The following is a 19,318-nucleotide window of genomic DNA, read 5'->3' on the forward strand; positions in this document are numbered from 1 at the left end:
TAACTGTTCGCGCCTACAGTGGGGGCCATGCTTGGCGACGGAAACGGCTGGGTCACCACACTCGACGGCACAAAACTTTGGGGGCGCTTCGGCGCCGCTGGCCTCTTCCTCGTCGCCGGTAGCGGAGCGGACGCGAAAGTGCTGCTGCAGCACCGCGCCGGCTGGACCGCCCAGGGCGGTACCTGGGGCATCCCCGGCGGCGCCCGCGACAGCCACGAAACCCCAGCGCAGGCGGCGGTGCGCGAGTCCGTGGAGGAGTGCGCCATCGACCCGGGCCGCATCGACGTGGTCGAAGAGCTGGTCACCACGGACCTGCCGGAGTGGAGCTACACCACCGTCATCGCGCTGTGCGAGGCGCCATTGGCCGTGACCGCCAACGAAGAGTCGGAGGAACTGCGCTGGGTGCCCCTGACTGAGGTTTCGGGGTTTGAGCTGCACCCGGGCTTTGCGGCGTCGCTAAGCAATGTGCTCGCTAAAGCCATGGTGCATACTGAACCGCATGATTGAAGTGCAAGGCCTGACCAAACGGTACGGCGCCGTCCAAGCGGTTGACGACCTCACGTTCACCGTCAAACCCGGCGTCGTCACCGGCTTCCTCGGCCCCAACGGCGCAGGGAAATCCACCACCATGCGCATGATTCTGGGGCTGGACCGCCCAACATCCGGCACCGCGCTCATCGACGGCGTGCCCTACCGCTCGCTGCAAAATCCGTCGCGCACAGTGGGCGCGCTTCTCGACGCCAAAGGTGTCCACCCCAACCGCTCCGCCCGCGCCAGCCTGCTCTGGCAAGCGCAAGCCGCCGGGCTGCCGCGCACCCGCGTCGACGAGGTGCTCGAGCTGGTGGGGTTGACGGATGTGGCCGGCAAACGCGTCGGCGGATTCTCCCTGGGCATGGGGCAGCGCCTCGGCATCGCGGCGGCGCTGCTCGGCGACCCGGAGTACCTGATCCTGGACGAGCCCGTCAACGGCCTCGACCCCGCCGGCATCCGCTGGGTGCGCGAGCTGCTGCAGTCTCTCGCCGCCGAGGGGCGCACCGTGCTCGTGTCCTCCCACCTGCTCGCCGAGATGGCGCAAACCGCCGAGGACCTCATCATCATCGGCCGCGGCCGCCTGGTCGCTAACACCTCGGTTGCGGAGTTCATCCGCTCAAACTCCGGCGTAACCACCATCGTGCGCACCCCCACCGAGGACGACGCCGCCTCCCTGGCCGCCGCGCTGCAGCACGCCGACACGGCCATGCCGTTCAAGCGCGCGGTCGATGGGGACGGACGCTCCGTGTTCGAGATCCCGGACCGCACATCCGACGACGTCGGCCGCGTCGCCTTCGCCGCCGGCGTGCCCCTGTCCGAGCTTTCCGAGCGCCGCGCCTCCCTCGAGGAGGCCTACATGCAGTCCACCGAGGGCCACGCCCAGTACGTCTCCGGAGGTACCAATGCTTAACCTGTTCCCCGCCGAGTGGACCAAACTGCGCTCCACCGCCTCCTTCTGGTGGAACTCCGCGCTGATCATCGTCTTCGGCGCCTTCTTCGGTGCCCTGTTCGGTTTCGCCTCCAAACTCGGCGGCATGCCGTACGCCCCCCTGACCGTCGCCGCCACGATGGCGCTGATCACCGCGATCGTCGTGATCGTGCAGGCCTCCATGACCGTGACCACCGAGTACCGGTTCGGCATCCCGCCGACGAACTTCAGGGTTGCGCCGAAGCGGTGGCAGGTGGCCGTCGCAAAGCTTGTGCTCGGGGCTGTCCTGGCTGCGCTGGCGACCTTCGTGGGGCTCGCCGTCGCGTTTACGGTCGGCGACCTCACCGCGCCCGTGCCCGCGAACTGGGTGAGCAACACCGCCTCCCGACGCGCCCTGTGGGCCATCCCCCTCGGCATGGCCCTGATCACCCTGTTCCAGCAGGGCGTGGGCTGGATCACGCGCAACACCTCCGGCGCCGTGGTCACCGGCATGGGCATGATGCTGCTGATCGAATCCATCGTCGGGTTCATCCCGCGCTACGGCGCCGACGTGGCCAAATTCCTGCCGTTTGGCAACCTCATGGCGTTCATGACCAACAGCCCCGCGAACTGGACGCTGCCCGTGTCGCTTCTGATCTTCGCGGTGTGGGCCGTGGCGGCGTGGATCATCGGCGTGGTGCTGCTGGAGACCCGCGACGCGTAGGGGTTCTGGAGGTTGGGGCGCCCTCCTTCCGCCGGCCGCTCCTCTCCCCAAACCGGCTACCTACAACCGGCTACCAGGCGATTGGGGATGCGGACAAATTCTTGGAGTGCATTTGGGGGACTTTGTCTCGTTGTTATGCACTCAGTGCTTGTCGGTGTTCGGCGATGGTGGTGTAGCCGTCGCCGAGTGTCGACTTCAATCGTCTGTGAATGTAGAAGTCGATGTAGGTGTCAATATAGTCGCGCATTTGCTCCACCGTCATCGTTGACACCACAGGCCTGCCTTTGAGCAGTTCTTGTTTCATCGTGCCGAAGAACCCTTCGGTGCGCGCGTTGTCGCCGCTGGTGGCTTTGCGTGACAGTGACGGGATGTATCGCCACCGGTTGTCGCACCACGCATCGGCCTGGCAGTCGGGGCAATCCAGGATGTTGTGGGTGTGGTCGGTGATCAGGCTGACCCAGCGTTCACTGCGGTAGAGCCCGCCACGGTCGGAATGGATAATCGGTTGCGCACCGTCGGGTTTTACCTCGTCGATTCGCGCGATCATCTCGGCGACCAAGTCGTGATTCGGCGACGTCGACATGGTGACCGCAATCGGCATCCCGTCGTAGAAATCGATCGCTGCCGACAGGAACAACTTCCCGTCTGGGCAGTGGATTTCGGTGACGTCGGTGCCGATTTTCTCCCACGGGGCATCCGCGTGGAAATCGTGGGTAAGCCCCTGAGTGTCGGCGTGGTCGATGAAATACTGCGACAGTGCAACAACCGGCCGGGCCACATCCGAATCCGCATCCCCGTCGCTGCTGTCGGGTGGGGTGATCAGCAGCAGGTTTGCCGGTTTGTGGTCGGTTTCACCGGTGTAGGAGGAGTACTTGCCAGACGCCTTCGCCGGTGGGCGGCACCCAAGCTCTTGCATGAGAGTGCGCACGATCTTTTCCGACACCGTATGCCCCATGATCTTCAGCCAGGCGTGGATGCGCCGGTAGCCGTAGCTTTGCCCGGATTCGGCTGCCGCCTGCAAGATCAACGGTTTGAGTGCAGCGCGGCGCTGTTCGCGCTGTTGCACTACCTGCGTGTGTTTGTGTCGGTGGTAGTAAAACGTCGACTGCGCAATCCCGACAACCGCGCATGCTCGAGCGATGGAAAACCCGTGGGCGTCCGTGAGGGCAACCACCACAGCGGCTTTCGCCGCGGTGGACAGCTCACCGTCACGGACGTCGTCTTTTCCCCGCGACTCACCGTCGCGGACGTTGTCTTTTCCCCGTGGCTCACCGTCGCTCATGAGCACTTGGATAATGGCGTCTTTGACCGTTTCCCGGTCGCGCATCTCAACAACGAGCTTTTTCAGCTCGTCCATGTCACTGGGTAAATCAGCGATATCGTCTATCGGCCCAGGCCCTGGCAGCCACTCGTTGACTGGCCGGGGTGGTTTCTTCGCATCGGCTGCCTCATCGACTCGCTGCTGCTGATGGTTGCGTTGGACTTTGCGGTGTTTGCTCACGCGTTCCATTGTCGCCGCAAACGCCTCGTCGAATGTCATCGACGCTGCCGAATCGCGTTCGTCATCGTCGGGCCAATACCGCTTCGTCCAGGTCAGTGCCGCGGTGTCGTGGACATCGAACTCTACAGCGATGTCACGCACTGTCGCCTGCGAGGTCAATCTGCGTGCGACAACTTTTGCGATGGTCTCAGCGTCGTAGGCGCGTCTGGCACCGTCCAAGCTCTGGCCACGACGCTTGGCCGCAACCCAGTTGCCGACCGTGGCCACCGACGGCCGGCGACCACACGCGTGTTCAGCCCAGTCGCAGACCTCACGGGCAGACGACCCGGCCAAAAACCTCTCAACCGCACCAACGCGGATATCAGATGGAAAACCTGCGGGCATCGGAATACCTTCCAGCCCCCAACACTCCAACTTTTTGTCCGCGCTCCCATTTGGGCCTGGTAGCCGGTTGTAGGTAGCCGGTGTTTGTGTTCGGGGCGGCGCGGCGTGAGGAAGGCGAGCACGACCGAGCGTGGTTTGCTAATCTGACTACGTCATCGGGGGATGGATCACAGGGGGAACCATGGATCGAGCACGTCTAACCGGAATGCTGATGTCACGGCAAACCGCCGAGGCCCAGGACTGCCGGCAGCTATCTGCAACAAAGTTCATCGCCGCCACAGACTGGGACACGTTGGAATCGCACGAGCAGGAGTATCTCCGCTGCTACTCCGTGTCGGCTGCGGCGTATAAGGCGGTGCTCGTCGGCAGGTCTGCTGCCCGCATGCACGGCATGTGGGTGGTTCCCAACCTGGAAGAGCTGGTAGAGCTCGCGCAGTGCAACGGCAACCCGCCGCCGAAGAAGCAGTGGCCTGAGGGGGTGCTGTACCGGCACATCAGTGTTCCCGAGATCGACACCGTGGTCCGTGATCCGATCGACCGTGCGGGCGCGGGAGCAACCCTTCGCCTGACGACGCCACCCCGCACCGTCGTAGACATCGCCAGATTCCATGGTGTCCCGGACGCTACTGCGGCCATCGACGGGCAATACCGCGAAATGGCGCCGCTTCAGCAACAGATGTGGTGCGACGAAATTCTGGCGGTAGCGCAGCGCATGCGCGGTAAGCGGGGGATCGGCCGCGTGAAAGAGGCTATCGCTTTGAGCTCATCGCTGTCGGAGTCTCCATTCGAGTCCGTCGTGAGGGTGCTGTTGGCGTTGCGCGGAATCAAGGTGAGGGAGCAGATGTGGATCGGGCGGTACTACCGAGTCGACCTGCTGTGGGGGACGCTGGTCATCGAGATCGACGGGTACCTCAAGTTCAAAGACAAGCCTTTCGAGGCAGTGATCAAGCAGGAGAAACGCGACCGGTGGCTCAGGGAACAAGGGTATACGGTGATTCGTCTTTTCCCCGCCGAAATCATCCAGGACCCTGAAGATTGCATACGCCGCATTATGGCCAGCAAGGTGGAGGCGGATGCCAACCCATCGGTACGAGTTCCGGCTACCACTCGTCGCCCGCGCTAGGCCCCAGTCGAACCCGTGCCGCGGCATCTTTCGCCCGTAACCGGCTACCTACAACCGGCTACCGCGCTATAAAACGCCTGGTAGCCGGTTGTAGGTAGCCGGTTTAGCGGTGGGGGCGAGGCGGAGGCGGCCTGGCGTCGGGGACCGGCGCGAAAACCGGTGCGGCGGGGCAGAAGACGGCCGCGCACCACCGGGAGCACCGCGACCCCTACTGCAGCGCCGACGTCAGCTTCATCACGTTGTCCACGTACCGCCGGTACCAGGGCCTGCGCGCCCACCGCTCCAGCGTCAGCTCGCGCGAGACGGCCTGGTAGTTCGCGCCCAGCTGCTCCAGCGCCGGCAGCAAAGCGCCGGACGCGACGAGCAGGGAGGATTCGTAGTTCAGCGAGAAGGAGCGGATGTCCATGTTGGAGGACCCGAGCACACCGACGGCGCCCTCGCGCCCGGGATCGGCAAGCACGAACTTGGTGTGCAGCACGTACGGCGCGGGGAATTCCCAGATGCGCACTCCGGCCTCCAGCAGCGCCTCGTAGTACGCAGATTGGGCGTGCTGCACCATGAATTGGTCGGCCTTTTCGCCGACGAAGAGGTCCACGCGCACGCCGCGGTAGCACGCGGAGGTGATGGCCTCCAGCAGCGATTCCTCGGGCACGAAGTACGGCGAGCACAGCGTGAGCTGCTCTTTCGCGTTGTGGACGATGGAGTTGAACATGCGCAGGTTCGGCTCGGTGAGGTATCCGGGCCCGGAGGGGACAAGCTGGAGCACATCGCCTGTCGACGGCTCCGCCACCCCCTCACCAGCCCCAGCACCGGAACCAGCCACCACGTCGAGCGTCTCGCCGGATTCGGTGTACCAGTCCACGGCGAACATGGACTCGACGGACTCCACGATCGGCCCCTCCAGCTCCACGAAAGCGTCGACCCACTGGCGCCCGGCCTTCACATGGCCGGGCATGAGGTAGCCGCGGTCGATGAGGTTGAACGAGCCGACGAACGCCACCTCAGAGTCGATGACCACCACTTTGCGGTGGTTGCGCAGGTCGGGGCGGCGCCAGCGGCCGCGCAAGGGAGCTAGGGGCAGCATCATGTGCCAGTCCACGCCGATGTCGGTAAGCCGCTTCTTCAAAGCCCGGAAGCCGGGGTATTTGGCGGAGCCGATGTGGTCGAAAAGCAGCCGCACGTGCACTCCCCGCGCGACGGCGCGCTGCAGCGCCCGGAACACCACGTCCGTTGTGTCGTCCCAGGCGACGGCATAGATTTCGATGGAGATGGTGGCGGATGCTTCGTCGATAAGCTTGGCTATCCGCAGCATCGTTTTGCGGTAGTCCGCCCACAGCGCGCGCACCTCGCCGCGGACGGCGGGGTAGCCGGTGAGTTCGCGGTTGAGGCGCACCAGCGAGGCGGTTTCGGGCGGCAGGTGGGCGATGGTGTCGTCGGGGCCCGCCCACGCGCCGTCGAGCGCGCGGCGCGCCTGGACTTGGATGCGGTGGCGGCGGCGCGAGACGAATGTGGAGCCGAACAGCAGGTACAGCGGCAGGCCCACTACCGGCAGCAGCAGGATCAAAAGCAGCCAGGCGTTGGCGGAGGAGGGTTTGCGCCCGCCGGGCACCACGCCGATCATCACGAATTTGATGGCGTAGTCCACGACCATGGCCGCGAACTGCCACCAGGACAAATCCAGGCTCATCGCACCTCGTCGTAGGCCAGGCCGCGGGTGTCGTAGTCCACGATCACGGGCGCGTGGTCGGACGCGCCCTTGCCCTTGCGCTCCTCCACGTCAACGAACGCGCGTTGGACCCGGTCGAACATGGGCTTGGTGGCCAGCTGGAAGTCGATGAGCATGCCCTCGTTCTTCTGAAAGCGCATGGCTTTGTAGTCCCAGAACGTGTACTGCTGCTCGTGGGGGACCTCGTAAAGCCCGGCCTCGAGCAGCATCTGGAACGCGGCTCGCTCCGGCTCGGTCACGTGCGTTTTGCCCTCGAACCAGGAAACGTCCCACACGTCCTCGTCGCGGGGTGCGACGTTGAAGTCGCCCATGTACACCTGCAGCTCCCCGGGCTGGACCTGGTCGGCAAGGGACCAGAGGAACTGCAGTTTGTAGTCGTAGTGCGGGTCGCCGATTTCGCGGCCGTTGGGCACGTACAGGCTCCACACGTCCACCCCGCCGCACACCGCCCCAACGGCGCGCGCCTCGCGCTCCGGGTCGCCCTTCTTGGCAAACGCGGGCTGGCGGGTGAAGCTGTCGCGGACGTTGTCCAGCCCCACGCGCGAGGCGATCGCCACGCCGTTCCACTGGCTGACCCCGACGTGCGCGACCTCGTAACCTGCGGCTTCGAAGGTGGCGTAGGGGAATTTGCTGTCGGCGGTTTTGGTTTCTTGCATCGCCAGCACGTCCACGTCCTCGCGTTCGAGGAAGGCGGCGATCCGCTCGGCGCGGGTGCGCACCGAGTTGACGTTCCATGTGGCGATTCGCATGCGGCCTAGCCTAGCGCCAGCCGCCTACGGTGGTGTTCCAGCGCCCCTTCGGGCACATTGCCTATCGACGCCACACCAAAGGCCTCCCCCGCAACCCAGGCAATCTGCTCGTCCTGGAGCTCCCATGCGTGATCGAGCACCTTCAGCGCCGGTTTGCCGATCCGCTCCGGGATGACCAGCCGCACCGGCAGGCTCCGCTGGTCGTAGAAGGACCGGATGGCGTCGAGAGGCAAGGGCTCGAAGCCCGCCGAGGGGCCGAGCGGGACCGCGGAGTTGGCCTCCTCGGTGTCGCCTGTGCGCATGAGCCAGCCGCCGGCCCACTCAGAATCGCGCACGTTGAGGCGGTCTGCGAGGCGTTTTTCCAGCCCGCGGATTTCCGAGTTGCGCACGGTGCGCGGCGAGAGCTTCTTGATGATGTGCAGGTCCGTGACCTCGATCGCCTCCTTGGAGGAGGGGAAGCCGCCGACCTCCTGCGGGCGGATCACCAGCGGGTCGAGGCTGAGCACGTGGCCGATGATGTCGCTGGCGTGCTCGCCGCGGCGCTGGCGCACCACGACGCGGTCGCCCACCGCGACTTCGTCGGAGCGGAAAATCCGGGACACGCCTACTTGCGGGCCCCGCGCGGGCGGATCGCGCCGGTGAGCACCAGGGCAGCGCCGATCAGCAGGGAGAGCATGCCGATGGCGATCAGGGCGCGCATCGGGGTGCCGGTGTCGGCGAGGTCGTCGTCGCGCTCGTCGTCGTCCTCGGTGGTGGTGGTCGACGACGTCTTCGACGTGGTGGACGACGAGGACGTGGTCGAGCTGGACGTCGCCGACGTGGTGCGGTTCTCCAGCACGGTGCGGGCGGAGCTGCTCGACGTGGTGGTCGAGGACGCGGTGGTGGTCGCGGAGGTGTCCGTGGTGGTGGACGAGGAAGAGGTGGTCGACGAGTCGGTGGTGGTGGTCTCCGTCGTCGTGGTCTCCGAAGTGGTGGTTTCGTCGGTGGAGGTTTCGGTGTCCTGGAGGCGCTCCACGCTGTGGGTCACCTCGGGGCCGAACGCGGGGGAGGTGCTGGTCTCGGCAGTGCTGGTCGGTGTGGTCTCAGTAGTGGTGGCCGGGGTGGTGATGACGGCTGGGGACGTCGACGGGGTGGTCGGCTCCTCGGCCACCGTCGGTGTGGTCGCCTCCTCCGCATCGCGCGTGCGCTCCGCGCCGGGGATGCCGAACACGATCGGGGCGTCGCCGGTTTCGGATCGCTCGAACGCGTCAATGGCGGTGGTGCCCAGGATCCCGCCGAGGCCCTCGATGGGGGCGGGCACGACCACGGGTTCGTCGTCAGGCAAAAGCTCCGAGCGCAACTGGCGCACACCCGCGCGCTCGCGCTTCAGCGCCGCAGCCGCCTCGTCGAAGGTGGCCTTCTCCTCCTTGGTCAGGCCGTCTTCGGCGGCTTCCTCGCGCAGCTCGGCCAGCTCGTCGGAGGCCGCGATGAGCTCCTTGCGCCAGGCGATGAGCACGTCTCGCACCTCGTCGTCGGTCTCTGCGCTGTTGATGGCGGTGATGGAGGTCTCGTGGGTGGCGGAGACGTCGTCAAGCAACTGCTCAACTGGCTCCGCGGGCGTCGCCGGAGCGAGGGTGAGCGACGCGGCGGCGATGGCGGCGGGGATACGCATGGCGATATCTTAGCGCGTTAGTCGTCGTGGCCGAACGGATCTTCGTCCGTGCCCGGAAGCCAAGTGTGGCCGGCTTCCTTCCAGCCGTTGTCGCGGATCACGCGCTTGGCCTCCTTCTTGTAGCGGCCCGTGAGCACGTCCGTGTACAAAAAGCCGTCCAGGTGACCCGTTTCGTGCTGCAGGCAGCGGGCGAAAAAGCCGGTGCCCTCGATCTCAATCTCGTTGCCGTTTTCGTCCAGGCCGGTCACCTTCGCCCAGTCCGCGCGGCCAGTGGGCCAGCCGTAGCCCGGCACGGACAGGCAGCCTTCGTCGTCCTCGCCGGTGTCGCTCGGCATGGTCTTCGGGATCTCGGAGGTCTCCAGCACCGGGTTGATCACGGTGCCGCGGCGCATGGTCTCGCCGTCCGGGCAGTGGTAGACGAAGATGCGCAGCGGCACGCCGATCTGGTTGGCGGCCAGGCCCACGCCGTGGGCGGCGTCCATGGTTTCGTGCATGTCGGCGATGAGCTCTTGCAGCTCCTCGACGGGCTGCGTGACTTCCTTGGTCGGCTCGTGCAGCACCGGGTCGCCGTGGATAACGATGGGTCGGATGGTCATGCCAATATATTAGGCATGCTTTCAGAGACCGACCTTTCCGTGCTCCGCTTCGCCGCGCGCGCCCCCAGGTCGATCGGCGCGCGCGAGGATGCGGTGCGCGCTGAGCTGGGCATGCAGCCCATCCGCTACTACCAGCATCTCAACCGGTTGCTCGACTCGCCCGATGCGCTCGCGGCCGAGCCCCAGCTGGTGCGGCGTTTGCAAAGGCTTCGCGACGACCAAAGGTCCCCCAACCTCTAGTTCAGCTTTACGGTGTGTTGCGCCTGGATTCCGAGGCGGTGTGGTTAGAGTTGCCGATGTGACTAACGACAACTATGGCAACAACCGTCCCGACTTCGAGTTCGAGCCGGGCTCCGGCTCCACGCGCTACACCGGCAACTCCGACTCGTTTGGCGGCGCGTACGACGAGGCGTACGACGGCTCGTACGATGCCGAGCCGATCGACGCCGAAATCGTCGACGACACCGAGTACCGCGGCGCCCACCGCCGCGACGACGACTCCGAGTACATCGAGGACGTTGATTACGGTGCCGGTTACGGTGCTGGCCAGGCCGGGTACGCCGACGACACCCGCCACCTCCCCGGCGCAGGCGCCGCCGCGGCGGGCGCTGCTGGTGCTGCTGGTGCTGCTGGGGCGCGCCGTCGCTCCCGCAACGCCGACGACGCTATTTACGACGAGCCCTACGACGGCGCCTACGAGGAGGATTACGAGGGTGAGCCGAAGGGACGTCGAAAGGCATCTGCTGCAGGCGGCGCCGCGGAAGGCGGCCTGCCGAAGCGCGGCCTGGCGATGATCCTGATCGCCGTGGCGGCGCTGCTGGCGCTGTGGGGGATTTGGAAGATGACCCAGGACGACAAGGGCAGCGACGGCGAAGGCGCCGCCCCGGCCTCGTCGACCGTGGTGGGCACCTCCGCGGCGGTGCCGGCCGGCGACGGGGCTGGTCAGAACGGCCAGGGCGCTGACGGCGCTGGCCAGGGTGCCGAGGGCCAGGGCGGCGCAGCAACGGGCGCCGACCAGAACGCCCAGAACACTGAGGGCCAGCCGGCCCAGGACCCCAACGCCCAGGATCCCAACGCCCAGCGTCCGGAAGGCGCCGAGGGCCAGGGTGAGAACGACCAGCCCGCGCCGGCGCCGGCACCAGCTCCGGCGGGCGCCGGCCTCGACAACGCGTCGGCCCAGGTGTACGTCTACAACAACTCCGGCACCCCGGACCTGGCCAGCCGCACCGCGGACCAGCTGAAGGGCCAGTACAACGTGGCCAACAACTCCGCCGACGCCGCAGTGATGAACATGCCGGAGCAGGTCTACGGCGTCTTCCCGGAGACCTACGTCTTCTTCGACCCGGCCGTCCCGGGCGCTGAGCAGGTGGCGGCAGACATCGCCCGCCGCGTCGGTGGCGCCGCCCGCGCGAAGGGCGACCTCCCCGAGGGTGCGACGAGCATCCCGGAGCAGGCCGCGAACAACAGCGCCGCCGTGGCGGTGGTCCTGGCGGGCTAGCTACGCGCGCCCAGAGCGCTCCCTCCGGCAAAACCGGCTACCTAGAACCGGCTACCAAGCGAAAATCAAGCTGGTAACCGGTTCTAGGTAGCCGGTTTCGGCGCATTGGCGGGTTGGGGCGGCGCGCCCCCGCAAGCCAGCGCACCGAAAGCCCAACCCACCCCGCGCATATAAACCCGCCTCCGGCACCCGCCCCAGCCGCCGCAGAGGATAGGCTCGTCCATTATGGATCCATTCCGCGATTTTGCCAGGTCCGATGGCCCCACCCTCGGCGTCGAGTGGGAGATTTGCCTCGTCGACCCGGTCACGCGCGACTTGGTGCCCCGCGCCGCCGAGGTGATCGAAAAGGTGCAGGCCCGCCACCCGGACGTCCATCTCGAGCCGGAGTTCCTGCAGAACACCATCGAGCTGGTCACGCCGATCTGCGCGAACACCAAAGAGGCCATCCAGGCCCTGCAAAAAGACCTCAACGCGGTCAAGGAGGTCGCCGACGAGATGGGCCTCAAGCTCTGGGCAAGTGGAGGCCACCCGTTTTCGGATTTCCGCACGAACCCGCTGAGTCCGAAGCACACGTACGAGGAGATCGTTAACCGCACGCAGTACTGGGGCCAGCACATGCTGCTGTGGGGCATCCACTGCCACGTCGGTATCAGCCACGAGGACAAGGTGTGGCCGATCATCAACGCGGTGATGACCAAGTACCCGCACCTGCTGGCCATTTCCGCGTCGAGCCCGGGTTGGGACGGCATCGACACTTCTTATGCGTCGAACCGCACGATGCTGTACCAGCAGCTGCCCACCGCGGGCATGCCGTATCAATTCCAGAGCTGGGACGAGTGGGTCGGTTTCATGCGCGACCAGCAGACGTCGGGCGTGATCAACCACACGGGCTCGATGCATTTCGACGTCCGTCCGGCCGCGAAGTGGGGCACCGTCGAGGTGCGCATTTCGGACGCCACGAGTAATCTGCGCGAGCTCGCGGCCGTCGTGGCGCTGACGCATTGCCTGGTGGTCCACTACGACCGCATGCTCGAGCGCGGCGAGAAGTTGCCCACGCTGCAGCAGTGGCATGTCGCGGAGAACAAGTGGCGCGGCGCCCGCTACGGCATGGACGCCCTAGTGATCACGAGTCGCGACACCGACGAGGACTGGATCAAAAACGAGTTGCAATTGCTTATCGACGAGCTCACGCCCGTCGCCGCCGACCTCGATTGCGTCGACGAGCTGAACTTGGTCCGCGAGATCATCGAGCGCGGCGCCGGCTATGAGCGCCAGCGCGCGATCTACCAGCGCACCGGGGATTGGAAGGACGTCGTGGACGCAACCTGCGCGGAGATGTGGGAGCTCAGCCTTTAGGGTTGACGCGCCGCGGGTGGTAGCTGGCGGGGCGGTCGTTGCGGGTGAGCTGCTCGTCGTCGCCGTAGAGGCCTTCGCGTCGCGCGATGCGGCTGAGACGCTGCGCGGTAACGGGGCTGGTCATCAGGGCGAAAATCACGAGCAGCACCATCATGCCGATGTCCCCGCGTTCGTGCACGCTGAATTCCTCGGCAGTGACCACGCGGATGATGGTGCCGGTGATCATCAGCACCAGGCCGGTGGTTTGGGGTTTGGCGATGGCGTGCACGCGCGCCAGGGTGGAGTTGAACCGGGCGGTGCCCACGGCGGCGGAGAAGACCATGAACGCGCCGGGGAGGATGAACACCAGCGAGATGATGTCGGAAATCATAGGGAACCGTCCCTCTTGCGGAAGCGGGCCACGGACAGGGTGGCGATGAAGCCGAGCAGGGCGATGACGATCATGACGTTGACCACCGTGGTGTCCAGCGTCCAGCAGATGTACAGGGCGAGTGCGCACTGGAGGGAGGCGGTGATGCCGTCGTTGGCCAGCATGCGATCCATGGAGTCAGGCCCGACGATGGCCCGCCAGGCGAAGATGAAAAACCCGGCGACCAGGAACACGGCGGCCACGGTGAGGCAGACGGTGTAGGCGGTGCTGTGCATGTCAGCGGCCTCCTTCGAAGATGGCGATCATTTGGCGCTCCAGTTTCTGCACGTTGGCGATTTCGCGGGCGATGGCGGCGTCGCCTTCGGCGTCGAGGACGTGGATGGTCCATTCGCGGTTGGCCAGGTCGATGTCGGTGACGGTGCCGCCGGGCTGCAGGTTGTAGGCGCAGGTGGCCAGGTACAACACCAGCTCGTTGCTCAGGCGCATGGGCACGCGCAGCACGGCGTTGCGCGGCTGCGGCGCGCGGCGCAGCGACAGCCACGCCACCTTCGCGGACGCCACGAGCAGGTCGAAGAACCACTCGAACATGAACGCGGCGAGCTTCAGCCAGTTCACCCGGTTGCCGCTGCGCGGCACCGGCGGCAGCGGCAGCGCCAGCACGATGAGCAACCCCAGGCCCAGCCCGGCGACGAGGTTGCCCCAGCTGAGCTGGCCCATCAGCAGGATCCACATGAACGTCAGCCACGCCACGGTCAGCGGGCGGAAGCGGTGGGCGACTCCTTGGAGCATTAGCGGGTCACCTCGTTCGATTCAGCGTCCACGGGCTCCGGCACGACCTCGGTGGTCACACCGGTGCTGGTGGGCCCGGCGGGGCGGGACGAGTCCCTGTGTTCCAGAGAGTCCCGGCCGCCGCCGGCGCCGGTCTGTTCGCGGAAGGCGTCGAGGTTGCGTGTGGGGGCCGAAGGGTCGTCGATAAGCACGGCGCTTCTGTAGATGGACAGATCCTGGGCGGATTGCGCGGCGCGGTCCGTGATGTTGGAGATCGGGCCAGCGAGGAACGTGATGCTTGTCGACGCAAGCACCAAGAACGCGGTCGACAAAAGCATGCCGGTGGGCACGCGGCCGACGTCGTCGCGGTCGCCGGAGGAGACGGTTTCGTCGCGCGCGGCAAGGTTGGCCGGGCGCGCCAGGACGACGTCGCCTTCGGGGGCGTCGGCCCGGTCGCGCAAGAACCCCTTGGACCAGACGTTCATCATGGCGTACAGGGTGAGCAGCGAGGTGATCACCGCGCCGCCGATGAGCACCCACGCCAGCCAGGAGCCGTCCTCCGCGCCGGCCTGGATGAGCATGACTTTGCCCAGGAAGCCCGACAGTGGCGGGATGCCGCCCAGGTTGAGCGCGGGGATAAAGTAGAGCAGCGCAATCACGGGCGCGGTGTAGAGCAGCGAGCCGAGCCGGCGCAGCTGCGCGGAGCCGGCCTGGCGCTCCACCAGGCCCACCACTAGGAACAGAGAGGTCTGCACCAGAATGTGGTGCACCGCGTAGAAGATGGCGCCGGACAGGCCGGCAACGGAACCGAGGGCGACGCCGAAGATCATGTAGCCGATGTGGCTGACCAGGGTAAAGGACATCAGACGCTTGATGTCGTTTTGGGCGATCGCGCCCATCACACCCACGATCATGGTCAAAAGCGCAATGACCATCAGCGTGGAATCTAGGGCGCCGTCGGTGAACACGGTGGAGCGCACGCGGATAAACGCGTAGACGCCCACCTTGGTCAACAGCCCGGCGAACACGGCGGTGACGATGGAGGCAGCGGTGGGGTAGGAGTCCGGCAGCCACGCGTCCAGCGGGAAGATCGCCGCCTTGATGCCGAAGGCCACGATGAAGGTGGCGAAGATGGCGGCGCGGGTGCCGTTGGGCAGCTCCTCCATGCGGATGCCGGCCTGCGCCATGTTCACGGTGCCCACCGACGCGTACACCAGCGCGAGGGCGAACAGGAAGACCATGGACGACGCCATGGAGACCATGACGTAGCCGATGCCGGCGCGCACGCGCTGCGGGGACGCGCCCAGGGTGAGCAGCACGTAGGAGGCCACCAGGAACACCTCGAAGCCGACGTAGAGGTTGAACAGGTCGCCGGCGAGGAAGGACAGGTTCACGCCCATGCTGAGCAGCATGTAGGTGGGCAGGAAGACGGCGACTGGGTCGTCGTCGTCGCCGTCGCGAAGCCCCTGCGAGATGCCGTACCACATCACCGCGAACAGCACGATGGAGGAGACGAACAGCATGATCGAGCTCAGCCGGTCCGCCACCATCGTGATGCCCACCGGCGCGTCCCAGCCGCCCATCTGCACGGTCTGGATGCCGTGGGTGTCGGCGACGATGATCATCACCGCGGCGATCACGGTCAGCGCCGCCAGGGTCCCCAGGGCGATGAAGCGTTGCAGGTTCACGCCGCGGAACAGCACGATCAGCCCGGCGGCGAACGCGGGCAGGATGATCGGCATAACGATCATGTACGGCATCGCGGGCAGCACCCAGTCGGCGAAGGCCATGAAACTATTTCGCATCGTGGCCTCCCTTGACTTCCTTCACCGGGTCCTCGAACGGCTTGGGGCCGAACTCGTCGCCGGAGGGGCTGGCCTTGCCGGTCTGCGCGTCGTCGGACTTGTCGCGGTCCGGGGAGGCGGACTTCGGCCGCGCGGCAATTGCGCGATCCTCCTCGTCCCGCTCCACGATGTCGTCGGTGCGGTAGCGGTACTGGCGGTAGGCCAGGGCGAGCATGAACCCGACCATGGCCATGGAGATCACAATCGCGGTCAGGATCATCGCCTGCGCCAGCGGGTCCGCGCTGTCGGCGGCCGCTTTGGAGTCGCGCCCGATGATCGGCGGGGAGCCGGCGGGCCCGCCGGACTGCAGAAGCAGCAGGTTGGCGCCGTTGCCGATCAGGGTCACGCCCATGATCATGCGGGTCATGGACTTGTCCAGCATCAGATACACGCCGCACGCGATCAGCACGCCGGAGCCGATGAGCAGGAACAGGTTCGCTTCCATTTACTCGCCTCTCCTTTCGCGTTTGCTTATGGACGATCCGCTGGCCGCCGCCGCCCTGCGCTCGTTGTAACGGGCTCTGCGGTTCCTGGACATGAGCCTGCGGCGTTGCTCGTTTTTGGCCTGCAGCTTGCGCGCGCGGTCGCGGGCGCGCTGCTTTCGAGTGTCCTCCTCGCGGTCCAGGTAGGCGCCCATGGAGGCCAGCACGTGCATGATCAGCCCGACGACGATGATGTAGACGCCCGCGTCGAAAATCAGCGCGGACGGCACCGTCACGTCGCCGATCAGCGGCACGTCGAACTCGGCGTACGAGGAGGTCAGCGGCGGCATCCCGAAGAACATCGGGGCGACCGCGGCCGCGGTGGTGAACATGATGCCGATGCCCAGCACCTTGCCCGGGTGCACCGGAAGCGTTTCTTCTGCTTCTCGACGTCCTCCCGCGAGGTACCGCAGCGTCAGCGCAAGCGCCGCGACAAGCCCGCCGGCGAACCCGCCGCCCGGGGCGTTGTGGCCGGAGAAGAAGAAGTAGGCCGACAGCAGCATCATCGACGGGAAGAGCAGGCGCGTGACCACATCCACCAGGATGGAGCGGTTCTGCGCAGTCTCCGTCTCCACGCCGGAGGCGAGCCAGCGCGCCTTGGTTGTGGACAGGGTGGGCCGACGCGATTCCGGGTCGAAGCGGAAGGTGCCGAAGATCAGGCTGGCGATGCCGGTGGCGGCGATCACCAGCACCAGCGTCTCGCCGAACGTGTCCGCCGCGCGCAGGTCCACCAGCAGCACGTTGACGGTGTTGCGGCCGTGGCCGATCTCGTAGGCCAGCTCCGGCATGTACTTGGAAATCGGCTCCGCCACGCGCGCGGACATCGCCGTCATCGCCACCGTGACCACGGAGACGCCGGTGCCGATGGCCAGCCAGGCGCGCAGGCGGTTGTCCTCGTTGCGCTGCTCCGTTTCCGTGGGCATCTTGCGCAGCACCAGCATGAACACCACCATCACGATGGTCTCCACCAGCGCCTGCGTCAACGCCAGGTCCGGCGCACCGTGCAGCACGAAGATCAACGCCATGAAGTAGCCGGTCAGGCCCACCAGGATTACGCCGGAGAGGCGGTTGCGCTGCACGGCGGCGAAGAACGCCAGGCCCGCCATGACGGTGACGGCCAGGCCCTGCCAGACGTTGTCCCACACCTGCATGCGGATGTTGTTGGACTCGCCCAGGATCAGCGCGGCCAGCGGCACCACAGCCAGGAAGGTGAAGATAACGGCCAAGTTGATGGTCAACGAGCCGCGCTGCGTGGATGCCGTCAGCTTCAGCGACCAGCGGCGCAACGTGTCCATGATGGTGTCCCACACCGCGTTGGCGTCGCCGAGTGCGGGGCGTTCGAACTGCGCCTTAGCCACCACGTCGCGCTGCCAGAACATGATGGCGCCGGCGAAGATGATCACGCCGGACAGCGCCAGCGGCACCGTGAACCCGTGCCACAGCGCAAGCTCCGAGCCCTCGACGTCCGGGAAGCGCACGTTGAGGTACTCGTTGATCGGCGCCGACAGCACCGCCGGCGCCACGCCGAAGGCCACGGTGCAGGCGGTGAGCACGGCGGGGGAGAGCCACAGCTTTGGGCTGATGGCGTGCATCTCGCGCACCGCCTCGGATTGCCCGTCCTCCCACGGCTGGCTCTTGGTGGCGAATGCGCCGTAGACGAAGTACAGGGAGTACGCCATGGTGAGGATCGAGCCGGCCACAAGCGCCACGAGGGTGATCTTGCCGGGCATGCCGGTGAGCAGTTCCTCGTGCAGGATGGCGTCCAGCGCCGTCTCCTTCGCCACGAACCCGAACAGCGGCGGGATGCCCGCCATGGAGGCGGCGGAGATGATCGCCAGCGTGGCCAAAAGCGGCTGCTTTCGGCCCAGCCCGGACAGCTCGTGGATGTCGCGGGTGCCGGTGGTGTGGTCGATCGCGCCGACGACCATGAACAGCGTGGCCTTGAACAGCGAGTGTGCGAACGTGATGGCCAACCCCGCCATGGTGGCCTCGCGTGAGCCCACGCCGATGACGGTGGTGATAAAGCCCAGCTGGCTGACGGTGCCGTACGCCAAGATCAGTTTCAGGTCCCGCTGCTTCAGCGCCATCCAGCCGCCCAGCAGCATGGTGAACCCGCCGGTGGACAGCACCACCAGGTGCCAGGTGTTCACCGCGGACAGGTCCGGCGCCAGACGCGCCACCAGGTAAATGCCGGCCTTCACCATGGCCGCGGAGTGCAGGTAGGCGGACACCGGGGTGGGTGCGGCCATCGCGCCGGGCAGCCAGAAGTGCCAGGGAGACTGGGCGGACTTGGTCAGCGCGCCCAGCATGATTAGCACGATGGCGGCGGAGATCGCCGGCGTGTTTTCAATGTCGGTGATCTGGGGGATGTCCGACAGCTTCCAAATCTGCGCCTTAAAGCCGAGCAGGTTAATGCCCACCAGCATGGCCAGCCCGCCGAGGGTTGTCACCATCAGCGCCTGCATGGCGGCACGTCGAGAAGATGCGCGCTCGCCGTAGTAGGAGACAAGCATGTACGACAGCACCGACGTCAACTCCCAGAACACGTACATGAGCAGGAAGTTGTCGGCGATGACCAGGCCGTACATGACCGTGGCGAAAAACGTCAGCTCGAAGCCGAACTTGGCCAGGCGGCGCGGGTTGGAGTCGAAATAGCCCCAACAATAAAACAGCACCAGTGCGCCGATGCCCAGGATGATCAGACTGAACAGCCCCGCGAGCGCATCCAGGCGGAATTCCAAGTTGAGGTTTGTGGACGGCATCCACGTGAACGCCGCCTTGACCTCGCCGCCGTCGCGGAATACCCCGGTGGCGAACAGGCGAGCCACCCAAATAAACCCGCCCAGCGGCACCAGCGCCAGAAAGCCGAACGCGGCGCGGCCCACCGTGCGGAGGAGCACAGGGGCGGCCAGCGTGGCGGCGGTGAGCGCGATGAGCAGTTTCAGCACGGGGTGCGCAGCCCTCCTCTGGTCGTGTGCGTGCAAGGCACGCCGCGCCTCAAGCGGGGCAGCTCATTGAGTTCACACAAAAATACTCACTCCAGCAGCTGCTGGGTATCTACGCGTCAACACGGGTGGCGCGGCCGTTAGAAATTCACTGTAGCGATTT

The 19,318-nt window shown here is 66.2% G+C and carries 19 protein-coding genes; 7 read left to right on the forward strand and 12 right to left on the reverse strand.

Translation table 11 applies throughout. The annotated features are described in order from the left end of the window. Positions 1 to 27: 27 nt before the first annotated feature. From MHY23_RS02640 to MHY23_RS02650, 3 genes are read left to right on the forward strand one after another with little or no spacing between them, the layout of a single operon-like run. Positions 28 to 507 carry an NUDIX domain-containing protein gene (locus MHY23_RS02640; RefSeq protein ID WP_239306309.1) on the forward strand — a complete coding sequence of 160 codons (480 nt, stop codon included), beginning with the start codon at positions 28 to 30 and terminating at the stop codon, positions 505 to 507. After that, positions 500 to 1,441, forward strand: a complete 942-nt coding sequence (locus MHY23_RS02645; RefSeq protein WP_239306310.1) for an ABC transporter ATP-binding protein — start codon at positions 500 to 502, stop codon at positions 1,439 to 1,441. Before MHY23_RS02640 ends, MHY23_RS02645 begins: the two co-directional genes overlap by 8 nt. Further along, the gene (locus MHY23_RS02650) at positions 1,434 to 2,162 is read left to right on the forward strand and encodes an ABC transporter permease (RefSeq protein WP_239306311.1); all 729 of its coding nucleotides are present in this window, start codon (positions 1,434 to 1,436) and stop codon (positions 2,160 to 2,162) included. Before MHY23_RS02645 ends, MHY23_RS02650 begins: the two co-directional genes overlap by 8 nt. Positions 2,163 to 2,295: 133 nt before the next feature. Here MHY23_RS02650 and MHY23_RS02655 read toward each other — a convergent pair whose 3' ends face one another. Continuing rightward, positions 2,296 to 4,047: an IS3 family transposase gene (locus tag MHY23_RS02655; RefSeq protein WP_239306312.1), complete on the reverse strand. Its 1,752-nt coding sequence runs from the start codon at positions 4,045 to 4,047 to the stop codon at positions 2,296 to 2,298. Positions 4,048 to 4,228: 181 nt separating this feature from the next. Between MHY23_RS02655 and MHY23_RS02660 the strand changes: the two genes are divergently transcribed. Next, positions 4,229 to 5,170, forward strand: a complete 942-nt coding sequence (locus MHY23_RS02660) for an endonuclease domain-containing protein (protein WP_239306313.1) — start codon at positions 4,229 to 4,231, stop codon at positions 5,168 to 5,170. Positions 5,171 to 5,378: 208 nt separating this feature from the next. On the opposite strand, the gene MHY23_RS02665 is transcribed toward MHY23_RS02660, so the two are convergent. Genes MHY23_RS02665 through MHY23_RS02685 form a run of 5 tightly spaced genes read right to left on the reverse strand, consistent with a single transcriptional unit; the run spans position 5,379 to position 9,892 of the window. Beyond that, on the reverse strand, positions 5,379 to 6,857 hold the full coding sequence (locus tag MHY23_RS02665; RefSeq protein ID WP_181889124.1) for a phosphatidylserine/phosphatidylglycerophosphate/cardiolipin synthase family protein: 1,479 nt from the start codon (positions 6,855 to 6,857) through the stop codon (positions 5,379 to 5,381). Continuing rightward, positions 6,854 to 7,645: an exodeoxyribonuclease III gene (locus tag MHY23_RS02670; protein WP_239306314.1), complete on the reverse strand. Its 792-nt coding sequence runs from the start codon at positions 7,643 to 7,645 to the stop codon at positions 6,854 to 6,856. Before MHY23_RS02670 ends, MHY23_RS02665 begins: the two co-directional genes overlap by 4 nt. Before the next feature lie 5 nt (positions 7,646 to 7,650). Further along, a complete protein-coding gene (locus MHY23_RS02675) occupies positions 7,651 to 8,247 on the reverse strand; it encodes a hypothetical protein (RefSeq protein WP_370645800.1) in 597 nt (198 codons plus the stop codon). A 2-nt stretch (positions 8,248 to 8,249) separates the two neighbouring features. Next, positions 8,250 to 9,296 carry a hypothetical protein gene (locus tag MHY23_RS02680; protein ID WP_239306381.1) on the reverse strand — a complete coding sequence of 349 codons (1,047 nt, stop codon included), beginning with the start codon at positions 9,294 to 9,296 and terminating at the stop codon, positions 8,250 to 8,252. A 17-nt stretch (positions 9,297 to 9,313) separates the two neighbouring features. Beyond that, a complete protein-coding gene (locus MHY23_RS02685; RefSeq protein ID WP_239306315.1) occupies positions 9,314 to 9,892 on the reverse strand; it encodes a peptide deformylase in 579 nt (192 codons plus the stop codon). A gap of 15 nt (positions 9,893 to 9,907) precedes the next feature. Between MHY23_RS02685 and MHY23_RS02690 the strand changes: the two genes are divergently transcribed. From MHY23_RS02690 to MHY23_RS02700, 3 genes are all read left to right on the forward strand, one after another. Then, positions 9,908 to 10,132 (forward strand): DUF3263 domain-containing protein, encoded by a 225-nt coding sequence (locus tag MHY23_RS02690; protein ID WP_239306316.1) that lies wholly within the window; start codon positions 9,908 to 9,910, stop codon positions 10,130 to 10,132. Between the two features lie 58 nt (positions 10,133 to 10,190). Next, positions 10,191 to 11,390, forward strand: a complete 1,200-nt coding sequence (locus MHY23_RS11965; RefSeq protein WP_239306317.1) for a LytR C-terminal domain-containing protein — start codon at positions 10,191 to 10,193, stop codon at positions 11,388 to 11,390. A 225-nt stretch (positions 11,391 to 11,615) separates the two neighbouring features. Continuing rightward, positions 11,616 to 12,746, forward strand: a complete 1,131-nt coding sequence (locus MHY23_RS02700) for a glutamate--cysteine ligase (RefSeq protein ID WP_239306318.1) — start codon at positions 11,616 to 11,618, stop codon at positions 12,744 to 12,746. On the opposite strand, the gene MHY23_RS02705 is transcribed toward MHY23_RS02700, so the two are convergent. The 6 genes from MHY23_RS02705 to MHY23_RS02730 are packed head-to-tail and all read right to left on the reverse strand — an operon-like array spanning position 12,736 to position 19,158. Next, complete coding sequence (locus MHY23_RS02705; protein ID WP_239306319.1) at positions 12,736 to 13,116, reverse strand: monovalent cation/H(+) antiporter subunit G; 381 nt, start codon at positions 13,114 to 13,116, stop codon at positions 12,736 to 12,738. The genes MHY23_RS02700 and MHY23_RS02705 overlap by 11 nt on opposite strands. Then, entirely contained in the window at positions 13,113 to 13,391 is a 279-nt protein-coding gene (locus MHY23_RS02710; RefSeq protein WP_070474753.1) for a monovalent cation/H+ antiporter complex subunit F, read from the reverse strand. The genes MHY23_RS02705 and MHY23_RS02710 overlap by 4 nt, the downstream gene beginning before the upstream one ends. A gap of 1 nt (position 13,392) precedes the next feature. Continuing rightward, positions 13,393 to 13,905 (reverse strand): Na+/H+ antiporter subunit E, encoded by a 513-nt coding sequence (locus MHY23_RS02715; RefSeq protein ID WP_239306320.1) that lies wholly within the window; start codon positions 13,903 to 13,905, stop codon positions 13,393 to 13,395. Continuing rightward, positions 13,905 to 15,689 carry a Na+/H+ antiporter subunit D gene (locus tag MHY23_RS02720; protein ID WP_239306321.1) on the reverse strand — a complete coding sequence of 595 codons (1,785 nt, stop codon included), beginning with the start codon at positions 15,687 to 15,689 and terminating at the stop codon, positions 13,905 to 13,907. The genes MHY23_RS02715 and MHY23_RS02720 overlap by 1 nt, the downstream gene beginning before the upstream one ends. After that, positions 15,679 to 16,173, reverse strand: coding sequence for a Na(+)/H(+) antiporter subunit C (locus MHY23_RS02725; protein ID WP_181889119.1), 495 nt, complete (start codon positions 16,171 to 16,173; stop codon positions 15,679 to 15,681). The genes MHY23_RS02720 and MHY23_RS02725 overlap by 11 nt, the downstream gene beginning before the upstream one ends. Next, positions 16,174 to 19,158, reverse strand: a complete 2,985-nt coding sequence (locus MHY23_RS02730; RefSeq protein WP_239306322.1) for a Na+/H+ antiporter subunit A — start codon at positions 19,156 to 19,158, stop codon at positions 16,174 to 16,176. Positions 19,159 to 19,318: the final 160 nt, after the last annotated feature.

The sequence above is a fragment of the Corynebacterium sp. ACRQP genome (assembly GCF_022345915.1).
Lineage (GTDB): Bacteria > Actinomycetota > Actinomycetes > Mycobacteriales > Mycobacteriaceae > Corynebacterium > Corynebacterium lehmanniae.

Coding starts and splice junctions, on each gene's coding strand:
- MHY23_RS02640 (WP_239306309.1), top strand. CDS start 28: ATGCTTGGCGACGGAAACGGCTGGGTCACCACACTCGACGGCACAAAA.
- MHY23_RS02645 (WP_239306310.1), top strand. CDS start 500: ATGATTGAAGTGCAAGGCCTGACCAAACGGTACGGCGCCGTCCAAGCG.
- MHY23_RS02650 (WP_239306311.1), top strand. CDS start 1,434: ATGCTTAACCTGTTCCCCGCCGAGTGGACCAAACTGCGCTCCACCGCC.
- MHY23_RS02655 (WP_239306312.1), bottom strand. CDS start 4,047: ATGCCCGCAGGTTTTCCATCTGATATCCGCGTTGGTGCGGTTGAGAGG.
- MHY23_RS02660 (WP_239306313.1), top strand. CDS start 4,229: ATGGATCGAGCACGTCTAACCGGAATGCTGATGTCACGGCAAACCGCC.
- MHY23_RS02665 (WP_181889124.1), bottom strand. CDS start 6,857: ATGAGCCTGGATTTGTCCTGGTGGCAGTTCGCGGCCATGGTCGTGGAC.
- MHY23_RS02670 (WP_239306314.1), bottom strand. CDS start 7,645: ATGCGAATCGCCACATGGAACGTCAACTCGGTGCGCACCCGCGCCGAG.
- MHY23_RS02680 (WP_239306381.1), bottom strand. CDS start 9,296: ATGCGTATCCCCGCCGCCATCGCCGCCGCGTCGCTCACCCTCGCTCCG.
- MHY23_RS02685 (WP_239306315.1), bottom strand. CDS start 9,892: ATGACCATCCGACCCATCGTTATCCACGGCGACCCGGTGCTGCACGAG.
- MHY23_RS02690 (WP_239306316.1), top strand. CDS start 9,908: ATGCTTTCAGAGACCGACCTTTCCGTGCTCCGCTTCGCCGCGCGCGCC.
- MHY23_RS02700 (WP_239306318.1), top strand. CDS start 11,616: ATGGATCCATTCCGCGATTTTGCCAGGTCCGATGGCCCCACCCTCGGC.
- MHY23_RS02705 (WP_239306319.1), bottom strand. CDS start 13,116: ATGATTTCCGACATCATCTCGCTGGTGTTCATCCTCCCCGGCGCGTTC.
- MHY23_RS02710 (WP_070474753.1), bottom strand. CDS start 13,391: ATGCACAGCACCGCCTACACCGTCTGCCTCACCGTGGCCGCCGTGTTC.
- MHY23_RS02715 (WP_239306320.1), bottom strand. CDS start 13,905: ATGCTCCAAGGAGTCGCCCACCGCTTCCGCCCGCTGACCGTGGCGTGG.
- MHY23_RS02720 (WP_239306321.1), bottom strand. CDS start 15,689: ATGCGAAATAGTTTCATGGCCTTCGCCGACTGGGTGCTGCCCGCGATG.
- MHY23_RS02725 (WP_181889119.1), bottom strand. CDS start 16,173: ATGGAAGCGAACCTGTTCCTGCTCATCGGCTCCGGCGTGCTGATCGCG.